Here is a 13,596-nt window from a genome sequence, read left to right on the forward strand (position 1 = left end):
GCTTATGGCGAGGCCGAAGGCGTCGATGCCGATGTTGCCGCAGCGGGTGACGCGGCCGTGGTCGCACCGGCGGGTTGCGCGCCGCCGGAGGCGTATTGGCCGACCTGCAGGGTGAACGGTGCTTGTTGTCCGGACGGCATCGTCGCTGGATCGACGTATACCTGAATCATGTAGTTCGTCGCCGTCGCAGCCGACTCGGACCAGGTGTTCGTCCCGGTGGCGCTTGTGTCGACCAGCGGTTTGTTGTGGGTCTGGTCATTCACCTTGAAGTGCAGCTGGGGGGTGCTGGAGACCAGATTGACCTTGACGGCCATGCCCGCGGCAATGGAAACGGTGAAGTTGTGTGCGGTCGCGCCAGAAGCCAGGCTCCCATTTTCCACCGCCCATGGCTTGTTGGCCTGGAACGTCATGGCGGTCGTCGGGGGCTGCAAGTCGGCGGCCCCGTACTGCCCGATCTGCAACGCATATTTCGCGGTTTCGTCGCGCTTTACCGCCTCAGGGTCCATGTAGACCTGGATCGTGTACGTCGTGGCTGTCGCGTTCGGAGACGACCAGGTGGAGGCGCCCGTTTTATGGGAGTCCAGCAGTTGTTTGTCGTGGGTCTGGTCGTTCACTTTGAAATACACGTTCGCATTGCTGGTGATGAGGTTGAGCTGCAATGTCTTGCCCGCCGCGATCGCCACGGTGTAATCGCGCGAGCTGTCGGAATGATCGAGGTTTCCGATCTGCTGCGCCCACACGCTGTTCGCCTCGAAGGTCACCGTGACCGGCGTGGTGGCGAAAGCGGGCAGCGACATGCAGGCAGCAGCTACGCCGAGACTCACTCCCATGGCGGTACTGCGGAGAAAATGGAAACGTGGCATGTGTGGAATCCTCGCGTCGTTTGGAATTCGGTTGTCAAACAGGAAAAAGGCGTCAGCGACACGCTGACGATGGTTGGGGGCTTGGGACGAGATTGCCGTTGAGTCTGTGCTGAGGGTGGCGGGAAGGTTGGCATGGGATGCTGCCATGCATGGCTCGACTTCCGTATGGCAACCCTCCGGTATTCAAGTTGTCCCCGATACTTTTTGCTCTGCTCTGTTGCCAGGAATTTCACAAGGCCTTCTACGTCAGCGCCTTGCCGAGCAACATCTCATAGAGCTGGAGCCGTAGTCTGACGCTGATCTGCTGCATACTCAGCCAGTAGCCAAAAACCAGCGCAAAGATCAGGAAGACTTCCAACCAGCTGGGGTGGGGCGGCCAGTGCATGTCCTTGAACTGCAGATAGAGTGCGATGACGATGGGCAGGGCGCCCAGCTTTTCGATGCTGCCGGTGAGCATGGGGAGTTTCTCCTTCATGCGTGCGTGCCGGTAGCTGACGAACTCGCTCAGCTTTTCGCGCTGGTCGCGTGGAAAACTGCGCAGCCAATCGACCAACGCCAAGTGGTGAGGTAAGTCGAAATCCAGTTCTGCCGCGAATTCACACCGTTCGCGGGCGAATGTCGGCCACTGCCTGGGCATTTCGGCGAGAGCGGCGATAACGATGCCCACGATCTCTATGACGATGCCCATAGCGCTGAGGATGAGCGTGTAGATCGCGTTGCTGGGAAGCAACTTGACGCTGAGCAAGCTAAGCAGTGCGCCCACAATAGCAACCAGGAATCCCCACTTGGCCTTCTTTGGAAGGATGGTCGAATCGTCAGGGAACTTGGGCAATGCGTCGATTTTTGCGTTCAATACGGCAAACGTGAGCTTCGGCGACTCCAACGCGTCTGGATGCATGCCTGCACTCGCGTCGATGCTTCCTTCCATGTGCAGAGCCATCTCTTCCCCCCCGGGGTCAATGCAGCTAGCGGACCATACGCCGGCCCGGTGCTGTTCGCCATATCCCGGGCAGGCAGGGGAATGCCATAACCGGACCAGGCGGGTGCCGCCGAGGGCCAAGTGATGCTCGCTTTTGGCGGAAGGGTTCGCGTTGGCGCGCAAGAGCGGAGTGCGCGCGTATCTGCCGGTCGTCCCTGAAAGCGACCCACGGCAAACCCGGCCAGCCCACTCCGCCCAGCCTTTGCCTACATCGCCATCCCGGCAGGCGTGCCGTCGGACCAGGTGGCGACGCCGACCAGGAGCACCGACAGCGGCGGCAGGGCGGCAGCCTCGGCTTGATGGCCCGGCGTGTAGAACCAGTAGTTGCCGCCGAAGACCGGAGAGCCCGACGCGTTGGCCCCCCAGTTGGCGCCATCCTTGAACGGGACGTAGAACATGACGTGCGCCATGTCGTGGCCGCCGTCATCCGACAGGTAGGCGGTTTTCGACATCATGTAGCACATGGCGCCCGGCTCCAGTGGCGGGATTTCCTTGGTGCGCAGGGCGGCCTTGATGCGGTCGGCGACTTCCGCGTCGGTGCGGCCGGCAAGGGTCATCGCCGTACGCAGCTTGGCAATCGCAGTGACGGTGCGCGCGGCCTGCGGGTTGTCGCATCCGGGGGCGCGGATCTTCGGGTTCCATCGCTCGGGCCAGTCGGGGGCGCCGCTGAAACTCCGTGCCACCCAGCACACAAACCCGTTGCTGCCCGTGACGGCGGTTTCATAACCGGTGCGGGTCATGACCAGGATGGTCGCGTCCTTGGAGATGGACGCCGGCGCGGCACTTTTGGCCAGGGCGATTTCCTGGGGGCGGGCCATCAGGTAAGCATCGACGGGGGCCATGTGGGCATAGGTTTCGGCGGGAGCCGCGACAGCGCCGCTGGCGGCAAGCAAAGCCAGCGGGGCGCACGCCATCAGTTGGGCGGCAAGCCGGCCCACGAGCTTCTTTCTCACGGTGCTCCGCCTGCCCCCGAAGGTGCCATCGATGCCGAGCGAAACAGACTTGTTCAGAGCCAGCTTTCTCATAGTGATCTCTCCTGTGAAAGTCGGCCCTTGCGACCGTGCTGGAGCGACGAAGGAGACTCCCGCAGATCGACATGGATTCGAAATTTTTTGGTGTGCTGTCATCCATGTGCCGCTGTGCCGTAGTTTCGGACTGGCGTGTGTCGAACCGCGCTTGGCCTGTTCGTCGTGAGGAGAACGGCAGCCACTGGGGCTGCGAGGCCTCGGGACATGGCATGAGCAAGTACCTCATCTACTTCAACCAGGCGTGGGTCGGCGACCACAGCGAGGCGTGGTTCGCCTCGCGCGGGCCGCTTGCACATGCCGTCGTGACCGACATGAAGGCCGCCGGCGTCTACGTGTTTGCCGGAGGGCTGGAGGAGGACCCGCAGGATGCCTTCAGCGCGGATACCACCAGCGGCACGCTGACGTTCACCGACGGGCCGTACCTGAACAACCCCCAGTTCCTGGGCGGGTTCGCCGTGATCGAAGTGGCCGACGAGCCGGCGGCAAGGCAATGGGCCGGTAAAGTGGCCGAAGCCTGCGGCTGGCCGCAGGAGGTTCGCCGGTTCAAGCCGTAGCTCGTGCGCGAACGAAAGCGGGTGGCAAGTATCCTAGGGCTGAATTCGGATCGGAGTGCAGGTTGCTGACAGCGTGCGGCTGGCTCCGGCTGCCGCAAGGCGTGCCGGGATGACGCTGCCATGCCAACCGGGCCGTAGCCACTTTTGAGACGTGGCTCAGCCGCCGATGCGCCGCCAGACCGATACCGGCACATTGCCATCCGGACGCGGCGGCACCCGGTAGCTGAGCGTGTCGCCGTGCAGCTCGAAGCTGCGGCTTTGCTGTTGCCCCTCCCAGTTGGGAAAGGAGGCGCCTTCGATATGGAACACCATCTGGTGCCGGTCCGGTTCGACCGTGATCATGCCGAAATGCGTGCTCGCGCCCATCACGGCTGCCCGGTATTCCTGCGCGCTGGCCTTGGCCTTGTCCGGGTTGGCGAAGCGCGGGCGGTCGCCGCGGAAGATCTGCAGCGCGTAGTGGCCCATGCGGTCGATCAGCAGCAGGCCCTTCGGCGCATCGCCGTAGTCGTGCGAGCGTGAGCCGTCCGGATGCAGCACGTCAGCCGCCACCAGCGTCCAGGTACCGGCCAGCGAGGCATCGCCCCGGGTATCGGCCCCTGTGGCGCCCGAGGACCAGGCCAGGCCGGGCAACAGGCAGGCGACAACGGCAAGGCGGAGCAGGGTGTGGCGCAGGCTCATGGGGTTGTTCTCCTTCGAATCAGGGGCCGCATGGATGGGGTTGGGTCGATCGTAGGTCTTGCTGATCTTCGGAAAAACCGAATAATTCGGTGGTAACACTTTTGAATTTCTTATCTATGTCGTTTCCCAATCTCGACATGGACGCCTTGCGCAGCCTGGTGGCGATCCTGCACCTGGGCAGCCTGGCCCGTGCCGCGGAACGGATCGGACGCTCGCCCTCGGCGATCAGCCAGCAGATGCGCAAGCTGGAACTGCAGTTGGGTGAACCGTTGTTTCGCAAGCAGGGCCGCCGCGTGGTGTTGACCGAGGCGGGCGACCGGGTGCACGCCTATGCGCAGCGCATCCTGGAGCTCAACGACGAAGCGATCCATGCGGTGCGCGGCGCGGCGGTCGATGGCGTGGTGCGCTTCGGCCTGCCGGGCGATTTCGCCGAGAGCTGGTTGCCGGCGGCGTTGGGGCAATTCAGGAAGGCCTACCCGGCGGTGCGGGTGGATGTGCTGGTCGAACGCAACGGGCTGCTGCTCGAACGGCTCGACCGCGGCGAGCTCGATCTGGTGCTTGCCATGAACCAGGGCGCGCGCGCGGACGCCGAGCGCCTGGCCGTGCTGCCGATGGCCTGGATCGGTCCCGCAGGGACGGGCGAGCTGGTGCGGCCCGACACGGTGCTGGATCTGGCGCTCTACCAGCCGCCGTGCTTCTTCCGCCAGGCGGGTACGGCCGCGTTGGATAGCGCCGGCATCGCCTGGCGGCCGGCTTTCGTCACGGCCAGCCTGCACAGTCTGTGGGCCGGCGTGACCGCGGGTCTGGGCATCACCGTGCGCACGGCCGCCGACCTCCCGCCTTCGCTGATGCGGCTGGACGAACGCCACGGCCTGCCGCCGCTGCCGCATGTGGACCTGTGCCTGCATGCCGCCCTTGGCCCGCCGTCGCCAGCGTTGACGCAGCTGCGACAAGCGGTGATGGAGCAGGCACGAACGCATCTGGGCTGAGAAAGCCAACAGGACACATCATGCACTCGGATGCAGGCCGCATGCCTATGTGTCGATGGGCCATCGTGACATCTGCCTGGCTACCTCCCCGGAGCGACCTGCGATCTGGCGAACTGGGCCGGTTGCGGCCAAAGCGGTCGTTGTCGATAGACTGAGGCGGTGGCCAAGCGCAACGAGGCAGTATGGCTCCGGCGAAATCCAAACCTGAGGCGCAGCAGCGACAGTTTCAGTCTGCCCAAGAATTTCGTTCTTGGTTGGCGACAGAACATGCCCAGGCCGACGGCCTGCTTCTCAGGATTTTCAAGAAGGATTCCGGCGTCGAGTCAATCACCTATGCCGAAGCGCTGGATCAGGCGCTGTGTTTCGGTTGGGTCGACGGGCAGAAGTTGCCGCTAGACGCAGACTCCTGGATACAGAAATTCACGCCACGCGGCCCCAAGAGCCGCTGGTCCAAGAGGAATACCGAACACGTGGACCGACTGATCCGTGAGGGTCACATGACAGCTGCGGGCCTCAAAGAGGTGGATGCAGCCAGGGCAGACGGGCGATGGGCCGCTGCTTACGACTCCCCCGCAAACGCAACGGTGCCTCCGGAATTTCTCAAGGAGCTGGCTCGCAACAAAAAGGCCAGCCAGTTCTACGCGTCGCTCAATAGAGCCAATCTGTACGCGATCGCCTACCGACTGCAGACCGCCAAACTCCCGGAAACCAAGATCAAGCGAATGAAGCAGATCATCGAAATGCTGGCGCGTGGGGAAAAGTTTCATTAATGGAGCTGCGCAAATGCCCCATAGCAGCGTGACCTGTCTGTAGCCGCGCGCTGCCTTGGTCAGCACAGGTCCGGTGGGCGGTGATTACCGGAATGTCTGGTCAACTGGGCCGGATATGCACCGCCGACGGAGACGGCACGGCGATTGACGTCACGCCGGTTGGTGGTGGTTCTGGTATGTTGGCCCCGAAAGCCCTGGCTTGGGTGGCTGCTGGCGCAGCAGGGCTCGGTTGCATAGCGTTACCGGACCGCCCCGATCGTGCGCAAGCACGTTCGCGTTCCGTTCGACAAGGGGAGAGCCATGGGCCACGACAAGTCACGCTCAAGCGTTTCGGTCGGTACGGTCGACTGGAACGACCCGCATCTGAGTTCGCTGCTGGAGAAGGCCGACGGCTGGCACCTGGAGAATCGCGGCCAGTTTCCCCCGCAGGAAGTGCAGATTCACATCAACACGGGCTGGGCGACGACCAACACGGTCTGCAAGCCTGCGCTGGTGGTTGCGAAGCACGAGGGCACCATGGTGCTCGTGACCCGCTTTCCCGTCCCGCTGGGCGAACGCCTGAGGGTCGATAGTCCCCGGGATGACGGCACGCAGGTCGCGTGGGGCATAGTGACCGAAGAACGCGAAGGGCATCGGGTCGAAGACCGCGAGTGCGGTTTGTTCCTGAACTGGTTGCGGCTCGACTGAAACAGGTTCGGAAAACAGGCAGGGCGGGTGAGGGTCGTCTTTCCACTATGAGGCGGCGACGCTGTTTCCCTTGGCGCCGCCGGGATGGCTATCGCCGATGCTTCGCACGATCAGGAATGCCATCAGCACGACGACGAGCGCGTAAACGTACTGCGTCCGCGCCACGCCGATGCCGAACGGAAACCAGATGCCCGGCACGCCGATGGGATCGAGCCATTCGCTGCCAAACAGCGCGGCCATGATCGAGGCCAGGGTCACAAGTGCCAGGACCCGCATCGGTCCGTCGCGGACAACGCGCACGCCGATCACCACGCATAGCGCGATCGACCCGAGCCGGCTGATGCGGGTCATGTCTGTCGCATGGATCATGGCGCCGATCAGCCCGACGACCATCAGCACCACGGCCGCGACGTCGATGCTTCGCCACGGGTGCCGGCTCCAGCGGTTCCAGGCCAGCGCCCACGCGGCCACCGTCGGCACCCACATCACCGACGCCAACCACGTATAGGTGGCGAGGTCCTGCAGGTCGGTCCACGCCACGATGGCATTGTTGAGGCGTCTGGCTGCGGTAAGCGCGAGCGCGATGCCGCCGAAGACCAGGAAGCCCTTGCGGCTGCTGCGGGACCAGCATGCGAACGCCAGGACGACGAGTGCCAGCATGGCGATCGGTTCGATCGCATCGACAATGTAACCGGCGATGGTCCGCGCCCATTGCACGCGATGGAGCGCGTCGCTTACCGGCCGCGGGGCGAGTATGGGGGCGCTGTGCATGCCACCCCCGTCGGCGCTGACCCCGGAGCTGACGAGCATGTAGGTGCGGATGGCGAGCACGCCGCGGGTGCCTGCCGCATCGGCGGGAAGGGCGAACCGCAGCGGCCGCGTGCCGACCACGCGCGGGTCCGGGCCGAGCCGGCCCGAGCCGCCCAGCCGCTGGCCGTTCCAATACAGCTCGTAGCCATCGTCGACGAGGGTCGGTCCGAGGATGTCCCATGACCCGCGCCCGGCCGGTACCGTCACCACACGTCGGTACCAGGCGTAGCCGTGATAGCCGGGATGGCCGTGCGCCATCCACCCGCCCACGTAGTCCGGCAGACCCACATCGCCATCGTGGCTGCCCGGCGGGGCCGTCAGGTCGACCGTCTCCCATGGGGTATCGTCCGTACGGACATCCGCCCAGTGCGGATCGTCGCCGATGTGGAATCGCCAGGAACCATCGAGCAGCGTTGCGGCGGAGCGCAGCGCCTGCGGATCGGGGCGGCCGCCGATCGCCAGGTCGGCCATCACGGCGATCAAGGTGACCAGCGTCACCACGACGATGCCGATGAAAAGCCTGCGTTGTGTCGTGTCGATCGACGGCGCAGCCGCGGCTGGCGATGGGGACATCATGCAATGACCTCGACGGCTGTTTGATGCCGGCAGACAGGTTACCATTCAAATTCATTTAGACGGTAGCATAGGGGCGTGATCCAAAGGACCCGCCCATCACGCATGTCGCCCGCGCACGGTCATTTGCCGCCACGGCCGGTTGACGCCATCCGCCTCGATGGGGGACGCCTGTGCCTGGATTTCGTCAACAGCATCCACGACCGCTACGCCGTCGAGATCGAGGATTACCTGCAGCAGCCGCAGCGTTTCATCGCGTGGTGCCTCCGCGCCGGTGCGTTGCATCCGGGCGATGGCGTCCGTGCACCGCGCGTAGTGCACAAGCGTGCGGTGTTGATGCGCGAGGTGGAGACCTTGCGCGATCAGCTGCATGCATTGTTCGCCGCGCGGGTCGACGGCTCGCCGATGCCTGCGGGGGCGGTGCGTGGGCTCGATCGCTGGCTGCAGCTGGCTTGGGCCGGCCAGTCGCTCGGTGCCGATGGACACCTGCATTGGCGCGCCGATGCCCGCGATGCACGGCTGCCGCTGAAGCGCATTGCGCTGGATGCGCTGGACTTGCTCGGCGATGCGTCTATCTCGCGGCTGCGCCGCTGTGCCAATACCACCTCGTGCGGATGGCTGTTTCTCGATACCAGTAAAAATCAGCGCCGCCGCTGGTGCGCCATGGAAACCTGTGGTACCGCGGACAAGATGCAGCGCTATCGCCGGGATTGATCACCCGTTGCCGTGGAAGTGGAACGCCACTACCTCCCAATGCTGCACGTTGCTGGGCGCAAAGCGCATGCCGGTGATCGTGTGCGACGCATGGGTATTGAACGCCGTGTAGATATCCGGCTTGAGGCCTTCGATGGCAACGATGTGCCCGGCCGGATCCACCAGCACATGCGCATAAGCATCGATGCTGCTTGGCTTGCCGTTGGCATCCGCAGGCCATGGCTGGCCGACGCCTGGCACCTCTCCCGCTGACGTCGGAGAGACCGTGAACTGTTTCTGCGCTACCAAAGCCAGCTCCGACGGGGAGATGCCGGGTACGGGCTGCGGTTGGCATTCCCTGGCGGCTTGTGAGGGCGGCCATGCCACTGCGGCATCCGCTGCCGAACCGAAATTCACGGGAACCCGGAGATAGCTGGAAGCTGGAAAGCCGTTCTTCATTTCCGGTTGGTACAGATGCGTGGTCATGTGTTTTATCGCTGACGCATCGAGTACATCGTTGCCGCTGCTTTTCTCGATACAGGCTTCTACCGGCACGCCGCGATAGTCGACCAGGATGAGCAGCAGGGTTTCGCCGGTAGCGGGGCGTCCAGCAGCATCCACCGGCCATGGAGCACCATCCAGCGTGACTCGATGCTGTGGCGGCGGAACGCATCCCGCCAAGCCCATCAAAAGTGCCAGGACGCCCCATTCCTTGCGCATCGCTCCCCCTTCGTTGCCGGACGCGGCAACAAGAAAGTCGGCAGCGTACCGTGCTTCATGGTGGGACGGGAGGCCGACGGCAGGCCCGGTGCCGCGCCTGCGCCATCTGTCGGTTGCCGGCCTGGTCCGGTGGCGGCACGGTGCTGGCATGTCGATTTCCGGCCCACCCGTTCGTCATGGGGTAGGGTCGCTCGCTGGCGCTTTTGGCTGGTGTGCCATCGGGGCCGATCCGGATCGAGTCGGATTCCAACCAGCCATGCCTGCGCGATGAGACGGGGAGAACTGCGATGAAGCAAGGTACCGGCCGCTGGAAGATCGGTGTGACACTGGGCGTGCTCCTGGCCACAGCAACGGCCGCCGCCGAAGGTTCGCCAGCGCAGAACCCGCCACACGCCTATCCGGCCATGGCGCCGCTGGCGCAATACCTGATGGCGGACCGCAATGCGGAAATCGCGCTGGCACGCAGCGCGGCACCCAAGGCCATTTCCGATGACGCCACGGTCCTGGTGCTCGGGCCGCATGGCTACATCACAGCGGTCAAGGGCAAGAACGGCTTTGTCTGCCTGGTCGACCGGGGCTGGACGGCGCAGTTCGATTTCCCTGAGTTCTGGAATCCCAAGCTGCGCGGGCCCATGTGCCTCAATCCGCAGGCTGCCCGGTCGATCCTGCCGATCAGCCTGAAGAGGACGGAGCTGGCGCTTGCCGGCCGATCGAAGGAGCAGATCCTGCAGGGCATGAAGGCCGCGGTGGCCGGCAAGCAGCTGCCGCCGCTGGAGCCCGGCGCGATGTGCTACATGTTGTCGAAGCAGGGTTACTTGAACGACGACGTGGGGCACTGGATGCCGCACTTGATGTTCTATGTCCCGCGCGACGCGGACTGGGGTGCCGACCAGCCCGGCTCGCCGGTAATGTTGAACCCGCAGTTCCACGACGGCCCCGAGCCGGTCAAGGTGATGATGGTGCCGGCCGACAAGTGGTCCGACGGAACGCCCGCGCCGGCGATGTAAGGCACCCGGGTTGGTGTTCCCGTGGGTGCCGGAGCATGCTTCGGGCATGGCACGGCGCCCTGCGGCGCGGCCGGAAATTCGGGAAATCCCTGGGAGACGCGTCATGCGGAAATCATTGGAATGCTGCGCCTTGGCAGTCGTGATGTTTGCGGGCGCGACACATGCCCAGGGAGCGCCGAAGGCAGCTGCCATCGAGGCATTCGGCAAGGGCGTGCAGATCTACTCATGCAAGGCTTCCGGTGCAACCTATGCGTGGGCATTGAAGGCACCGGATGCCACCCTGACGAATGCCAAGGGCAAGGCGATCGGCAAGCATTTCGCCGGGCCGACCTGGCAGGCGAGCGATGGCAGCACGGTGGTGGGCGAACCCGTGAATGTCTCGCCTTCGCCCGATGCCGGTGCCATACCCTGGCTGGTACTGCACGCCAAATCGCACGCAGGCAACGGCGAAATGGCGACGGTGCAATACATCGTGCGCGAGCGCACCGAGGGCGGCGCGGCGCCGGCGTCGGGGTGCGATGCGGGCCATGCGGGCAAGGAAGCGCGCGTGCCGTACAGCGCGGTGTACCTGTTTTTTCGGGGTTGAATCTTGCAGGTGCAGCCGATTCCCGCGCTGCCGGCCATCGTCGTGATGGGCGTCTCCGGCAGCGGCAAGAGCCATGTCGGCGCCGCCCTGGCGCGTGCATGCGGCGTGGACTTCGTGGAGGGCGACGCGCTGCATCCCGCGACGAACATCGAAAAGATGCGTGCCGGCATCCCGCTGGACGATACGGATCGCCAGCCATGGCTTGAAGCGATCGCTTCGGCGATCGCCATGCATCGCGGGCAGGGCGTGGTGGTTGCCTGCTCCGCGTTGCGTCGCGCCTACCGCGATGTGCTGCGCCAGGCGGATCCCGCATTGCGCCTGGTTTATCTGCGCGTGCCGCGCGACGAACTGGCACGCCGCCTGCGCGAGCGCACGCATTTCATGCCGGCCAGCCTGCTCGACAGCCAGCTGGCAGCGATGGAGGAACCTATCGCGGACGAGCACGCCATCGTGCTGGAGGCCGGTGCCGACCTGGGCTCCATGACGGCTATGGCCATGCAGGCGCTGTCGATGCCGGGCCGGTCGGCTTGAAGCTGGCCTTGGCGTGCGTGCTTCGCTCGATCGATGCTGTCAGTGCCGGGATACTTCAGGACTTGCGGGGCCGTCGTGGTGTCATCGGTCGGGGGCTTGGTTGGCGGCCTCTGCCGCAATCTCCCGCAACGCCTGTTCGAACACCTCCGGCGGCTGCCCACCCGAGATCAGGTGCGTGCCGTTGACGATGGTGGCGGGCACGGAGTGGATGCCGGCCTGCTGGAAGTGCCGCTCTCTCGCGCGCACTTCGTCGGCGTATTCGCCGCTGTCCAGCACACGGCGCGCTTCGCCGGCGTCGAGGCCGGCACTCCCGGCGACGCGGACGAGTACGTCGCGGTCGGAGACGTTTTCGCCGTCGCTGAAATAGGCGCGCAGCAGCGCATTCTTCAGCGCCAGCGCGCGAGTGTTGTCCTGCAATTCGGCCCAGTGCAGCAGCCGGTGCGCATCGAAGGTGTTCCAGACGCGGCTGCCGTGCCGCACGTTGTAGGCGAAGCCGAGCGCCGCGGCGCGTTCGCGGATCGCTGCGCGGTTGGCATCCATCCGGGCCTCGTCGATGCCGTACTTGCGCATGATGTGTTCGCCAGCATCCTCGCCTTCGGCCGCCATCTGCGGATTCAGCTCGAACGGCTGCAGGTGGATTTCCGCGTGCACCTCGCCATCGAGTTTCTCCAGCGCCTGCTGCAAGCTGGCGAGCCCGACCGCACACCACGGGCAGGCCACGTCGGAGACGAAATCGATGCGGAGCGGGGCAGCGGCGGCCATGGGCGATCCAGAGCAGGTTCGGGTGCCCATGATGTGGAGGCGGAAGCGCGCATCTCAATCGCGCGGCGTGCGTGCTGCGCCCGCGTTATTCGAATGACCCGGTCTGCACTGCGCCCTCACGGAAGTAACGGTTGACCAGCACGCCGCTGCTTGTGGTCCTCGACGCAGCGAGGCGAAAAGCCGAGGCCAACGTGTGATCGTCGAACAGGCGCTTGCCGCGGCCGAGCAGCACCGGATAGACCAGCAAGCGCAGTTCGTCGACCAGCTCCGTGGCCAGCAACTGGCGCACCAGCGCGCTGCTGCCCTGAGTGACCAGGTTGGGGCCGTCGCCCTGCTTGAGTTCACGCACCGTGGCGGCGATATCCGGTGCCAGCGCGCGGCTGTGCCGCCATGCCAGCGTCTCGGGATGATGGGTGGCGACGTGCTTGATCGTGCCATTGAACATGTCCGCAATGCCTCGGTACGGCGCATCCTCCGGCACGTGCGGCCAGTACGAAGCGAAGATGTCGTAGGTGCGGCGTCCAAGCAGCAGCTCGAACGGCTCCGAGAACACGCCGCCCATCACTTCGCCGGACGTGTCGGCGTAAGGCCAGATCCAGCCGCCGTAGGCAAAGGCGCCGCTGGTGTCCTCCTCCGGGCCGCCGGGCGCTTGCACGACGCCATCGAGGCTGATGAATGCGGGAACGATGAGTTTGCGCATTGCCGGACTTCCTGCTGCGCGAGCCGAGCTGCCCGCCTGTCTTCATGACGAACGGACGACTCGGGAATCGACAACAGGAGAAGTTGAGCTTGGCCAGTTCATTCGGGCCGCCGGCTGCCAGATGGGCGGCGTTTCGCTACATCCGCATGATGCGTGCGGAGAACTGGGGCTGCGGGGAAAACGTATCAGGCTGCCCCGGATCAGGGGGCCACCCTGCCTGACGCAATGCGGCCGCTCAGTGGGCTGCCGGGGCACTGTCTGACGCGGCGTGCTCATTCAGCACCGCCAGCATGTCGATGAACTCGCGGCCGCTGGCCAGCGGATGGAGCAGCAGAAAGCAGCGGCCGGAGCGGCCGGCCGTCCGGCTGGCGGCAACGTTGCAGAGTTGCCCGTCCTGCGTGGACATCGCAGGCGGCAGGGCGTAGCGGGGATCCCACAAACGACGCCGGATCAGGCCGTGCTCCGGTCCCCCAGCGATGATGCATTCGATGAACTGGTACATGACGGCGGTTCCAAGGTCCCTAAGCGGAGGCTCACTGTCAGAAAGAGCATGTCCCGGGCCAGGAGAAGGCGTCCAAATGTGGTGTGCATCACACATTGCATGGCCCGCAGCCCGGCTTGACGTCCGCCTCGCGGTTACGCCACTTTCCCGCCATTGCACCTGCG

General features: G+C 65.0%; 17 protein-coding genes. 8 read left to right on the forward strand and 9 right to left on the reverse strand.

Annotated elements, in window-relative coordinates:
* Positions 1 to 2 precede the first annotated feature (2 nt).
* The 3 genes from ISP14_RS09835 to ISP14_RS09845 form a co-directional block, all read right to left on the reverse strand.
* Complete coding sequence (locus tag ISP14_RS09835; RefSeq protein WP_404538863.1) at positions 3 to 863, reverse strand: hypothetical protein; 861 nt, start codon at positions 861 to 863, stop codon at positions 3 to 5.
* A gap of 241 nt (positions 864 to 1,104) precedes the next feature.
* The gene (locus ISP14_RS09840; RefSeq protein ID WP_404538866.1) at positions 1,105 to 1,791 is read right to left on the reverse strand and encodes a hypothetical protein; all 687 of its coding nucleotides are present in this window, start codon (positions 1,789 to 1,791) and stop codon (positions 1,105 to 1,107) included.
* A 257-nt stretch (positions 1,792 to 2,048) separates the two neighbouring features.
* Entirely contained in the window at positions 2,049 to 2,867 is an 819-nt protein-coding gene (locus ISP14_RS09845) for a hypothetical protein (RefSeq protein ID WP_404538869.1), read from the reverse strand.
* A 71-nt stretch (positions 2,868 to 2,938) separates the two neighbouring features.
* Here ISP14_RS09845 and ISP14_RS09850 point away from each other — a divergent pair, with 71 nt between their 5' ends.
* Positions 2,939 to 3,424: a YciI family protein gene (locus ISP14_RS09850; protein WP_404538872.1), complete on the forward strand. Its 486-nt coding sequence runs from the start codon at positions 2,939 to 2,941 to the stop codon at positions 3,422 to 3,424.
* Between the two features lie 156 nt (positions 3,425 to 3,580).
* Here the strand turns inward: ISP14_RS09850 and ISP14_RS09855 are convergent, their stop codons facing one another.
* Entirely contained in the window at positions 3,581 to 4,102 is a 522-nt protein-coding gene (locus ISP14_RS09855) for a lipocalin-like domain-containing protein (RefSeq protein WP_404538874.1), read from the reverse strand.
* Positions 4,103 to 4,218: 116 nt separating this feature from the next.
* Here ISP14_RS09855 and ISP14_RS09860 point away from each other — a divergent pair, with 116 nt between their 5' ends.
* The 3 genes from ISP14_RS09860 (at position 4,219) to ISP14_RS09870 (ending at position 6,548) form a co-directional block, all read left to right on the forward strand.
* Entirely contained in the window at positions 4,219 to 5,091 is an 873-nt protein-coding gene (locus tag ISP14_RS09860) for a LysR substrate-binding domain-containing protein (protein WP_404538877.1), read from the forward strand.
* A 182-nt stretch (positions 5,092 to 5,273) separates the two neighbouring features.
* Entirely contained in the window at positions 5,274 to 5,861 is a 588-nt protein-coding gene (locus ISP14_RS09865; RefSeq protein ID WP_404538880.1) for a YdeI/OmpD-associated family protein, read from the forward strand.
* A gap of 300 nt (positions 5,862 to 6,161) precedes the next feature.
* Positions 6,162 to 6,548: a hypothetical protein gene (locus tag ISP14_RS09870; protein WP_404538883.1), complete on the forward strand. Its 387-nt coding sequence runs from the start codon at positions 6,162 to 6,164 to the stop codon at positions 6,546 to 6,548.
* 45 nt (positions 6,549 to 6,593) lie between these two features.
* Here the strand turns inward: ISP14_RS09870 and ISP14_RS09875 are convergent, their stop codons facing one another.
* Complete coding sequence (locus ISP14_RS09875; RefSeq protein WP_404538886.1) at positions 6,594 to 7,934, reverse strand: glycoside hydrolase family 2; 1,341 nt, start codon at positions 7,932 to 7,934, stop codon at positions 6,594 to 6,596.
* 102 nt (positions 7,935 to 8,036) lie between these two features.
* Here ISP14_RS09875 and ISP14_RS09880 point away from each other — a divergent pair, with 102 nt between their 5' ends.
* Complete coding sequence (locus ISP14_RS09880; protein WP_404538889.1) at positions 8,037 to 8,645, forward strand: CGNR zinc finger domain-containing protein; 609 nt, start codon at positions 8,037 to 8,039, stop codon at positions 8,643 to 8,645.
* Here the strand turns inward: ISP14_RS09880 and ISP14_RS09885 are convergent, their stop codons facing one another.
* Positions 8,646 to 9,344, reverse strand: a complete 699-nt coding sequence (locus ISP14_RS09885; RefSeq protein ID WP_404538891.1) for an energy transducer TonB — start codon at positions 9,342 to 9,344, stop codon at positions 8,646 to 8,648.
* Between the two features lie 287 nt (positions 9,345 to 9,631).
* Between ISP14_RS09885 and ISP14_RS09890 the strand changes: the two genes are divergently transcribed.
* From ISP14_RS09890 to ISP14_RS09900, 3 genes are read left to right on the forward strand one after another with little or no spacing between them, the layout of a single operon-like run.
* Positions 9,632 to 10,351, forward strand: coding sequence for a hypothetical protein (locus ISP14_RS09890; protein WP_404538895.1), 720 nt, complete (start codon positions 9,632 to 9,634; stop codon positions 10,349 to 10,351).
* Positions 10,352 to 10,364: 13 nt separating this feature from the next.
* Entirely contained in the window at positions 10,365 to 10,937 is a 573-nt protein-coding gene (locus ISP14_RS09895) for a DUF3455 domain-containing protein (RefSeq protein WP_404538898.1), read from the forward strand.
* A gap of 9 nt (positions 10,938 to 10,946) precedes the next feature.
* Positions 10,947 to 11,468: a gluconokinase gene (locus ISP14_RS09900; protein WP_404539175.1), complete on the forward strand. Its 522-nt coding sequence runs from the start codon at positions 10,947 to 10,949 to the stop codon at positions 11,466 to 11,468.
* An 81-nt stretch (positions 11,469 to 11,549) separates the two neighbouring features.
* Here the strand turns inward: ISP14_RS09900 and ISP14_RS09905 are convergent, their stop codons facing one another.
* The 3 genes from ISP14_RS09905 to ISP14_RS09915 all read right to left on the reverse strand — a co-directional run bounded on the left by ISP14_RS09905 (position 11,550) and on the right by ISP14_RS09915 (position 13,432).
* The gene (locus ISP14_RS09905; protein ID WP_404538901.1) at positions 11,550 to 12,230 is read right to left on the reverse strand and encodes a DsbA family oxidoreductase; all 681 of its coding nucleotides are present in this window, start codon (positions 12,228 to 12,230) and stop codon (positions 11,550 to 11,552) included.
* An 85-nt stretch (positions 12,231 to 12,315) separates the two neighbouring features.
* A complete protein-coding gene (locus ISP14_RS09910; protein WP_404538904.1) occupies positions 12,316 to 12,930 on the reverse strand; it encodes a dihydrofolate reductase family protein in 615 nt (204 codons plus the stop codon).
* 235 nt (positions 12,931 to 13,165) lie between these two features.
* On the reverse strand, positions 13,166 to 13,432 hold the full coding sequence (locus ISP14_RS09915) for a hypothetical protein (protein ID WP_404538907.1): 267 nt from the start codon (positions 13,430 to 13,432) through the stop codon (positions 13,166 to 13,168).
* Positions 13,433 to 13,596 lie beyond the last annotated feature (164 nt).

This window comes from Dyella agri, from assembly GCF_044904705.1.
Lineage (GTDB): Bacteria > Pseudomonadota > Gammaproteobacteria > Xanthomonadales > Rhodanobacteraceae > Rhodanobacter_A > Rhodanobacter_A agri.

Excerpts from the sequence above, each read along its gene's own strand:
- ISP14_RS09855 (WP_404538874.1), bottom strand. The coding sequence starts at position 4,102 with ATGAGCCTGCGCCACACCCTGCTCCGCCTTGCCGTTGTCGCCTGCCTG.
- ISP14_RS09875 (WP_404538886.1), bottom strand. The coding sequence starts at position 7,934 with ATGATGTCCCCATCGCCAGCCGCGGCTGCGCCGTCGATCGACACGACA.
- ISP14_RS09910 (WP_404538904.1), bottom strand. The coding sequence starts at position 12,930 with ATGCGCAAACTCATCGTTCCCGCATTCATCAGCCTCGATGGCGTCGTG.
- ISP14_RS09870 (WP_404538883.1), top strand. The coding sequence starts at position 6,162 with ATGGGCCACGACAAGTCACGCTCAAGCGTTTCGGTCGGTACGGTCGAC.
- ISP14_RS09905 (WP_404538901.1), bottom strand. The coding sequence starts at position 12,230 with ATGGCCGCCGCTGCCCCGCTCCGCATCGATTTCGTCTCCGACGTGGCC.
- ISP14_RS09840 (WP_404538866.1), bottom strand. The coding sequence starts at position 1,791 with ATGGAAGGAAGCATCGACGCGAGTGCAGGCATGCATCCAGACGCGTTG.
- ISP14_RS09850 (WP_404538872.1), top strand. The coding sequence starts at position 2,939 with ATGGATTCGAAATTTTTTGGTGTGCTGTCATCCATGTGCCGCTGTGCC.
- ISP14_RS09865 (WP_404538880.1), top strand. The coding sequence starts at position 5,274 with ATGGCTCCGGCGAAATCCAAACCTGAGGCGCAGCAGCGACAGTTTCAG.
- ISP14_RS09835 (WP_404538863.1), bottom strand. The coding sequence starts at position 863 with ATGCCACGTTTCCATTTTCTCCGCAGTACCGCCATGGGAGTGAGTCTC.
- ISP14_RS09885 (WP_404538891.1), bottom strand. The coding sequence starts at position 9,344 with ATGCGCAAGGAATGGGGCGTCCTGGCACTTTTGATGGGCTTGGCGGGA.
- ISP14_RS09890 (WP_404538895.1), top strand. The coding sequence starts at position 9,632 with ATGAAGCAAGGTACCGGCCGCTGGAAGATCGGTGTGACACTGGGCGTG.
- ISP14_RS09845 (WP_404538869.1), bottom strand. The coding sequence starts at position 2,867 with ATGAGAAAGCTGGCTCTGAACAAGTCTGTTTCGCTCGGCATCGATGGC.
- ISP14_RS09915 (WP_404538907.1), bottom strand. The coding sequence starts at position 13,432 with ATGTACCAGTTCATCGAATGCATCATCGCTGGGGGACCGGAGCACGGC.
- ISP14_RS09880 (WP_404538889.1), top strand. The coding sequence starts at position 8,037 with ATGTCGCCCGCGCACGGTCATTTGCCGCCACGGCCGGTTGACGCCATC.
- ISP14_RS09860 (WP_404538877.1), top strand. The coding sequence starts at position 4,219 with ATGTCGTTTCCCAATCTCGACATGGACGCCTTGCGCAGCCTGGTGGCG.